Genomic DNA, 6,248 nt, shown 5'->3' with positions numbered 1-6,248 from the left:
ATGGAGATGGAGGCCTCCCGGGGCGGACAACCCGGCCGGCCGTAGTCGATAAAAACAGAGCCCCTTTTCGCCCACCGAGAGGGCGGAAAAGGGGCTCTGTCATAATTCCATGCCACGAGATTCCATGCCACGAGCGCGTCGGCGGGCCTGCCGCTGCGGGCAACGATCAGCGCAGCACGACCACCCGCGTGCCGACCTTCACGCGATTGTAAAGGTCCACCACATCGTGGTTCATCATGCGGATGCAGCCCGACGACACCGCCTGCCCGATGGTCTCGGGCTCGTTCGAACCGTGAATGCGGTAAAGGGTCGAGCCCAGATAAAGCGCACGCGCGCCAAGCGGATTGTTGGGGCCGCCCGGCATATGGGCGGGAAGGTCCGGACGACGCTTGCGCATCTGGGGCGGCGGCGTCCAGCCCGGCCACTCGGCCTTGCGGGTCACCGTCTGGGTTCCGCCCCACTGGAACCCCTGCCGGCCCACGCCGACGCCGTATCTCAGCGCCTTGCCGCCCGGCTGAATCAGGTAAAGCCGGCGCTCCTTCGTCGATATGACGATCGTACCGGGCTTGTGCGGCCCCCGGTATGCAACCGTTTCACGCGGAATCGGCGAAGCCCGCGGGCCAAAATTCTCCGGCTGCGACAGCGGCTGCCGTGTCAACGGGTCTATCTGATAGGCAACGGAGGGTGTGACGACGAGAGCAGCGCACAACCCGGTCAAAGCGGCGATCCAGCGCATGATGAACAGTCCCGATTTTCCCCAACCACAAACGCTGTACGAATTATTTTCATACACGCGTCAGCCGCTTGTTTTGTGAACCGAATCACCTAAAGCCGCAATAGCCCGGCACGGAATGACAGCCAATCCAGTACAGCATGGATGGCGGGAAACAGCGGAAAGCATCGGGGAGTTGCGTACAACACTTTGATATCACTTAAATAATTCGGCATTTACCATGGCCCGCAAGATTTGTCGCAGCAATGGACTGCAGGTTTCACTAAACCGTGATGGGAATACCTGAAGGCTCACGGGCGTTGCTCGTGGGCCTTTTGCCAAATCAGGCGGCGGAAAGCCGCGAGACCGGACGGTGTATGAAGTATCGCACGGCGGCCAGTGGCCGGGGCTCGAAAAGGCTCCTCACTCTAAAGGCTCCAGCCTCTTTTGTCGTCCGTCCCGCCCTCGCCGGTAGCCTGCGCGTCCGCCATCCGCGCGAATCAGGAGCGCCGCGGCCGTTGTGACCGCACCGCGTCGCTGTGGTCCGTTCAAATTTTGAATTTTGTCACTGTTTCGTCGTTGCAACAGGTGTCATTCGATCGCGAAAATGCGTATAGGCAGTTTGCCGGCGGGGGGTGCGCACGGGAACCCGCGCCGAGGCCCCCCTACGCTGTTGTCCCGTGCGAGGTGAAGAGATCCATGAGCAAGATCAAGGTGGCGAACCCGGTCGTCGAACTCGACGGCGACGAGATGACCCGGATCATCTGGCAGTATATCAAGGACAAGCTGATCCATCCGTATCTCGACATCGACCTGAAATATTACGATCTCGGCATCGAAAACCGCGACAAGACGGAGGATCGGGTCACGGTCGAGGCCGCCGAGGCGATCAAGCAGTATGGCGTGGGCGTGAAGTGCGCCACCATCACCCCCGACGAGGCGCGGGTGAAGGAGTTCAACCTCAAGCAGATGTGGAAGTCGCCCAACGGCACCATCCGCAACATTCTGGGTGGCGTCATCTTCCGCGAGCCGATCATCGCCCGCAACGTGCCGCGCCTCGTGCCCGGCTGGACACAGCCCATCGTCATCGGCCGCCACGCCTACGGCGACCAGTACCGCGCGACCGATTTCCGCGTGCCGGGCAAGGGCAAGCTCACCCTCACCTTCGTGGGCGAGGACGGCGAGAAGATCGAGCGCGAGGTGTTCAACTTCCCCGGTTCGGGCGTGGCGCTCGCCATGTACAATCTCGACGACTCGATCCGCGACTTCGCCCGCGCCTCGCTCAACTACGGCCTCGCGCGCGGCTATCCCGTTTATCTCTCGACCAAGAACACCATCCTCAAGGCCTATGACGGGCGCTTCAAGGACGTCTTCCAGGAAGTCTACGAGGCCGAGTTCCGCGATGCGTTCCAGAAGGCCGGCATCCACTACGAGCACCGCCTGATCGACGACATGGTGGCTTCGTCGCTGAAGTGGTCCGGCGGTTACATCTGGGCCTGCAAGAACTACGACGGCGACGTGCAGTCCGACACCGTGGCGCAGGGCTTCGGCTCACTCGGCCTGATGACCTCGGTGCTGCTGACGCCCGACGGCAAGATCGTGGAATCGGAAGCCGCCCACGGCACCGTGACCCGCCACTTCCGCGAGCACCAGAAGGGCAAGGCGACGTCCACGAACTCCATCGCCTCGATCTACGCCTGGACCCGCGGCCTCGCCCACCGCGCCAAGCTCGACGACAACGCGGAACTCGCCCGCTTCGTCCAGACGCTGGAGAAGGTGGTCATCGACACGGTCGAAGCCGGTTTCATGACCAAGGACCTCGCGCTGCTCGTCGGCGCCGACCAGAAGTGGCTGTCCACCACCGGGTTCCTCGACAAGATCGACGAGAACCTGCAGAAGGCCATCGGCCAGCAGTAAGACGAAAAGCCTCCCGGCGCGATCCCGGGAGGCTTTAAAGCGTTTTCATGTGACAAGCGCGCGCCCCGTCAGGCTGCGCGGTCGAGAATATCGGCGCCGACGGTGCGGATGTCGCGCCGGCCGCATAGCGCCATCGAGATGTCCAGCTCGCGGGCGATGATCTCCAGCGCGCGCGTCACGCCGGCCTGTCCGCCTGCGGCGAGCCCATAGAGGAAGGGGCGGCCGATCCACACGCCCCTGGCGCCGAGCGCGATCGCCTTGAGGACGTCCTGGCCCGAGCGCACGCCGCCGTCCATGTGGATCTCGACACGGTCGCCCACGGCCTCGACGATGGCCGGCAGCGCCGAGATGGAGGAGCGCGCCCCGTCGAGCTGCCGCCCGCCGTGGTTCGAGACGATGATCGCGTCGGCCCCGGTGGCCGCAGCCATCCGGGCGTCCTCCGGGTCTAGGATGCCCTTGAGGATGAGCTTGCCGTCCCATTTCTCCCGGATCCACGCCACGTCCTGCCACGACAGCCGCGGGTCGAACTGTTCCGCCGTCCAGGACGAGAGCGACGACACGTCCGTGACGTTCTGGACATGGCCGACGATGTTGCCGAAGGTGCGGTTCCGCGTGCGCAGCATCCGCAGGCACCAGCCCGGACGCGTCGCCATCTGCCAGACGTGGCGGGGCGTGAATTTCGGCGGCGCGGACAGGCCATTGCGCAGGTCCTTGTGCCGCTGGCCGAGGATCTGCAGATCGATCGTCAGCACAAGCGCCGAGCAGCCCGCCGCCCGCGCCCGTTCGATCAGCCGCTCGATGAAGCCCTTGTCGCGCATGACATAGAGCTGGAACCAGAACGGCTTTGTCGTCGCTGCCGCGACCGTCTCGATCGAACAGATGCTCATGGTGGAGAGACAGAAAGGCACGCCGAAGGCTTCAGCCGCCCGGGCGGCGAGGATTTCGCCGTCCGCATGCTGCATGCCGGTGAGCCCCGTCGGTGACAGGGCGACCGGCATGGCGACGGGCTGGCCGACGAGTTCCGATTCCAGCGAACGGTCCGTCATGTCCACGAGCACTCGCTGGCGCAGGCGGATGTTGGCGAAATCCGCCTCGTTCGCCCGATAGGTGCTCTCGGTCCATGATCCCGAGTCGGCGTAGTCGAAGAACATCTTCGGCACGCGCCGGCGGGCGCGTTCCTTCAGATCGGCGATGGTCAGCGCGGATTGCATGTCCCCTTCGGCTCCGGATTGTCAGGGTGATTGTCGACAGGCCCTGCAATGCAACGTTCCGGCCGGAATGTAAATCGGCGCGACGGACAATGCTCCATCGCCGCTCCCGGGAGCATTGCCGCGCGCCTCGGCAACGGCGGAGCCGAAGCGTCGCGGCAGGGGCACGAATCCGCAGTGTGCGGGAATGCTGCCGGGGCCATTGACGGATTAGGACAATCGACCTAATCTGATGGCGTCCAGACACGGCGGCGATCCGACATGCCCGAACCATCGACACGCGCCCTGATCATCGAGAAAGCGGATACACTCTTCTATGAAGGCGGGTTCGAGGCCACGTCCTTTGCCGACATCGCCGCGGCGATGGGCATCTCGCGGGGCAATTTCTACTATCACTTCAAAACCAAGGACGAGATTCTCGATGCCGTGATCGCCCGGCGCATGGATCTCACGCGCGCCATGCTCGACGGCTGGCAGGCCGGGGCCGGCGGCCCGCGCGAACGGATTCTGTCCTTCGTTCACATCCTGATTGCCAACCGGGCGAAGATCATGGCTTTCGGCTGCCCGGTCGGCACGCTGTGTTCGGAACTCGCCAAGCTCGACCATGCCGCGCAAGGCCGGGCGGCGGAGATCTTCGGTCTGTTTCGCGACTGGCTGGCCGGGCAGTTCCGGGCGCTCGGGCCAGAACGTTCTCAAGGCGATCGGGCCGAGGCGCTTGCGCTGCATCTTCTGGGCCGGGTGCAGGGCGTGGCCGTCATGGCCTCCGCCTTTCGCGACGAGAATTTCATCCGCGGCGAGGTGGCTGGCATCGAGGACTGGCTTGCCGCCCTGCCGGAATCTTCACGGGCAAGCTGAGCGGAGGCCATCAAGATGTTCGTCACCTTCCTGAGATTCGCCGGGAATCGCGCCGCCGCGCCGCAGTTCATGGCCGCGCACAACGACTGGATCGCGCAGGGCTTCGCGGACGGCGTGTTCCTCTGCGTCGGTTCCCTGGAGCCGGCCGCGGGCGGCGCCATCCTGGCCCACGGCGAAAGCCGCGCGGCGCATGAGGCGCGCATCGCCGCCGATCCCTTCGTGGCTGAGGGCGTCGTGACCGTCGACATTCACGAAATCGACCCGAAGCGCACCCATGCCGCGCTCGATTTTCTCAAGGCCCCGGCAAAGGCCCCCGTATGAGCGCGACCGTTCCCGGCCCCGACGGCCGCCCGCGCTGCCGCTGGTGTACGGCCGCGCCCGAATTCCTGGATTATCACGATCGCGAATGGGGTTTCCCGGTCGATGACGACATCCGGCTGTTCGAAAAGCTCTGCCTCGAAGGCTTCCAATCCGGCCTGAGCTGGCGCACCATTCTGGCCAAGCGCGCGAATTTTCGCGCGGCCTTCGCCGGTTTCGATTTCCGCAAGGTTGCGCTGTTCGATGAGGCGGATGTCGCGCGCCTGCTGGCGGATGCGGGGATTGTCCGTCATCGCGGCAAGATCGAGGCCGTAATCAACAATGCGCGACGCGCCTGCGATCTGGTCGAGACCGAAGGATCCCTCGCCGCCTTCCTCTGGCGATTCGAGCCCGTCGATGACGCGGCGCCTGCGCAAAGCCACTCGACCTCGCCTGCTTCCGAGGCGCTGTCGAAGGAGCTTCGCAAGCGCGGCTGGCGATTCGTCGGTCCGACCACGGTCTACGCGTTCATGCAGGCAATGGGACTGATCAACGATCACGCCGAGGGCTGCGTGATACGGGCCGAGGTGGAGCGGGCACGGGCAGCGTTTCGCCGCCCCCGCTGAATCTGCCGGGATGGCAGACCGGTTGTACCGGAACGGGAAGGCGATGCACACATCGGCGGGACGGGGCAACGGCCCCGCCGCCGTGTCCTTCTATCGTCGCATCGGATCCGTCCGGAAAACGGCGTCCGTCCGCGGTTTGATGCGCTGTAGCGTTTTCGAGCGAAGCGGCTACCGGTTCGCGTGAGGAAAACGCGTCAAAAAGAACGGTTCCCGCTTTTGCTGGAATTGCTTGAGCGGCTCAGTTCGACAAGAATGCCGCGGCCCACACGCCTGCCACGGGCAGGAATACGAGCACGAGCATGAGCACGAGCAGCCACGCCACGGAACGATCGGCGCGGGTGTCGTCGTAACGCGCGGCCGTGAGGCTGCGCTGGACTTTGGTAGAGGTCATTGGCTCACCTTCCTGTCGATCGGGCCGTCGAACGGCCGATCCGGTGAGCCTATCGAAAGATCAGGCTATCCAGAGGGCCGCAGACGGCGAACGCGATCGACTTATACTGTCGCTGGGCATGATTTCCGATTTCCGATGAATATCGAGCCGCGCGGCTGCGCGACATCGACTGTATGGCTGCTAAATGGGGCCAACACGCGGCGCCGTCAAGGAAAAAATGTGCGACGCAGCGAATTTTCTGA

7 protein-coding genes are annotated in these 6,248 nt (G+C 64.3%); 4 read left to right on the top strand and 3 right to left on the bottom strand.

The genetic code is table 11. From position 1 onward, the window contains the following. Positions 1-166: 166 nt before the first annotated feature. Positions 167-739 carry a L,D-transpeptidase gene (locus ACUSIJ_RS10220; RefSeq protein WP_449308288.1) on the bottom strand — a complete coding sequence of 191 codons (573 nt, stop codon included), beginning with the start codon at positions 737-739 and terminating at the stop codon, positions 167-169. Between the two features lie 672 nt (positions 740-1,411). On the opposite strand from ACUSIJ_RS10220, the gene ACUSIJ_RS10215 reads away from it, so the two are divergent. Next, entirely contained in the window at positions 1,412-2,629 is a 1,218-nt protein-coding gene (locus ACUSIJ_RS10215; protein ID WP_449308275.1) for an NADP-dependent isocitrate dehydrogenase, read from the top strand. A gap of 68 nt (positions 2,630-2,697) precedes the next feature. Here ACUSIJ_RS10215 and ACUSIJ_RS10210 read toward each other — a convergent pair whose 3' ends face one another. Next, complete coding sequence (locus tag ACUSIJ_RS10210) at positions 2,698-3,840, bottom strand: alpha-hydroxy acid oxidase (RefSeq protein ID WP_449308274.1); 1,143 nt, start codon at positions 3,838-3,840, stop codon at positions 2,698-2,700. Between the two features lie 258 nt (positions 3,841-4,098). Here ACUSIJ_RS10210 and ACUSIJ_RS10205 point away from each other — a divergent pair, with 258 nt between their 5' ends. From ACUSIJ_RS10205 to ACUSIJ_RS10195, 3 genes are read left to right on the top strand one after another with little or no spacing between them, the layout of a single operon-like run. Further along, positions 4,099-4,692: a TetR/AcrR family transcriptional regulator gene (locus tag ACUSIJ_RS10205; RefSeq protein WP_449308273.1), complete on the top strand. Its 594-nt coding sequence runs from the start codon at positions 4,099-4,101 to the stop codon at positions 4,690-4,692. 15 nt (positions 4,693-4,707) lie between these two features. Beyond that, positions 4,708-5,013 carry a YciI family protein gene (locus ACUSIJ_RS10200; protein ID WP_449308272.1) on the top strand — a complete coding sequence of 102 codons (306 nt, stop codon included), beginning with the start codon at positions 4,708-4,710 and terminating at the stop codon, positions 5,011-5,013. Further along, positions 5,010-5,615 carry a DNA-3-methyladenine glycosylase I gene (locus ACUSIJ_RS10195; protein WP_449308271.1) on the top strand — a complete coding sequence of 202 codons (606 nt, stop codon included), beginning with the start codon at positions 5,010-5,012 and terminating at the stop codon, positions 5,613-5,615. Before ACUSIJ_RS10200 ends, ACUSIJ_RS10195 begins: the two co-directional genes overlap by 4 nt. 238 nt (positions 5,616-5,853) lie before the next feature. On the opposite strand, the gene ACUSIJ_RS10190 is transcribed toward ACUSIJ_RS10195, so the two are convergent. Beyond that, positions 5,854-6,006: a hypothetical protein gene (locus tag ACUSIJ_RS10190; RefSeq protein ID WP_449308270.1), complete on the bottom strand. Its 153-nt coding sequence runs from the start codon at positions 6,004-6,006 to the stop codon at positions 5,854-5,856. Between the last annotated feature and the right edge of the window lie 242 nt (positions 6,007-6,248).

This window comes from Pseudochelatococcus sp. B33, from assembly GCF_053570585.1.
Note: the sequence above shows the minus strand (reverse complement) of the source record. Positions and strands in the feature narration are given on the sequence as shown.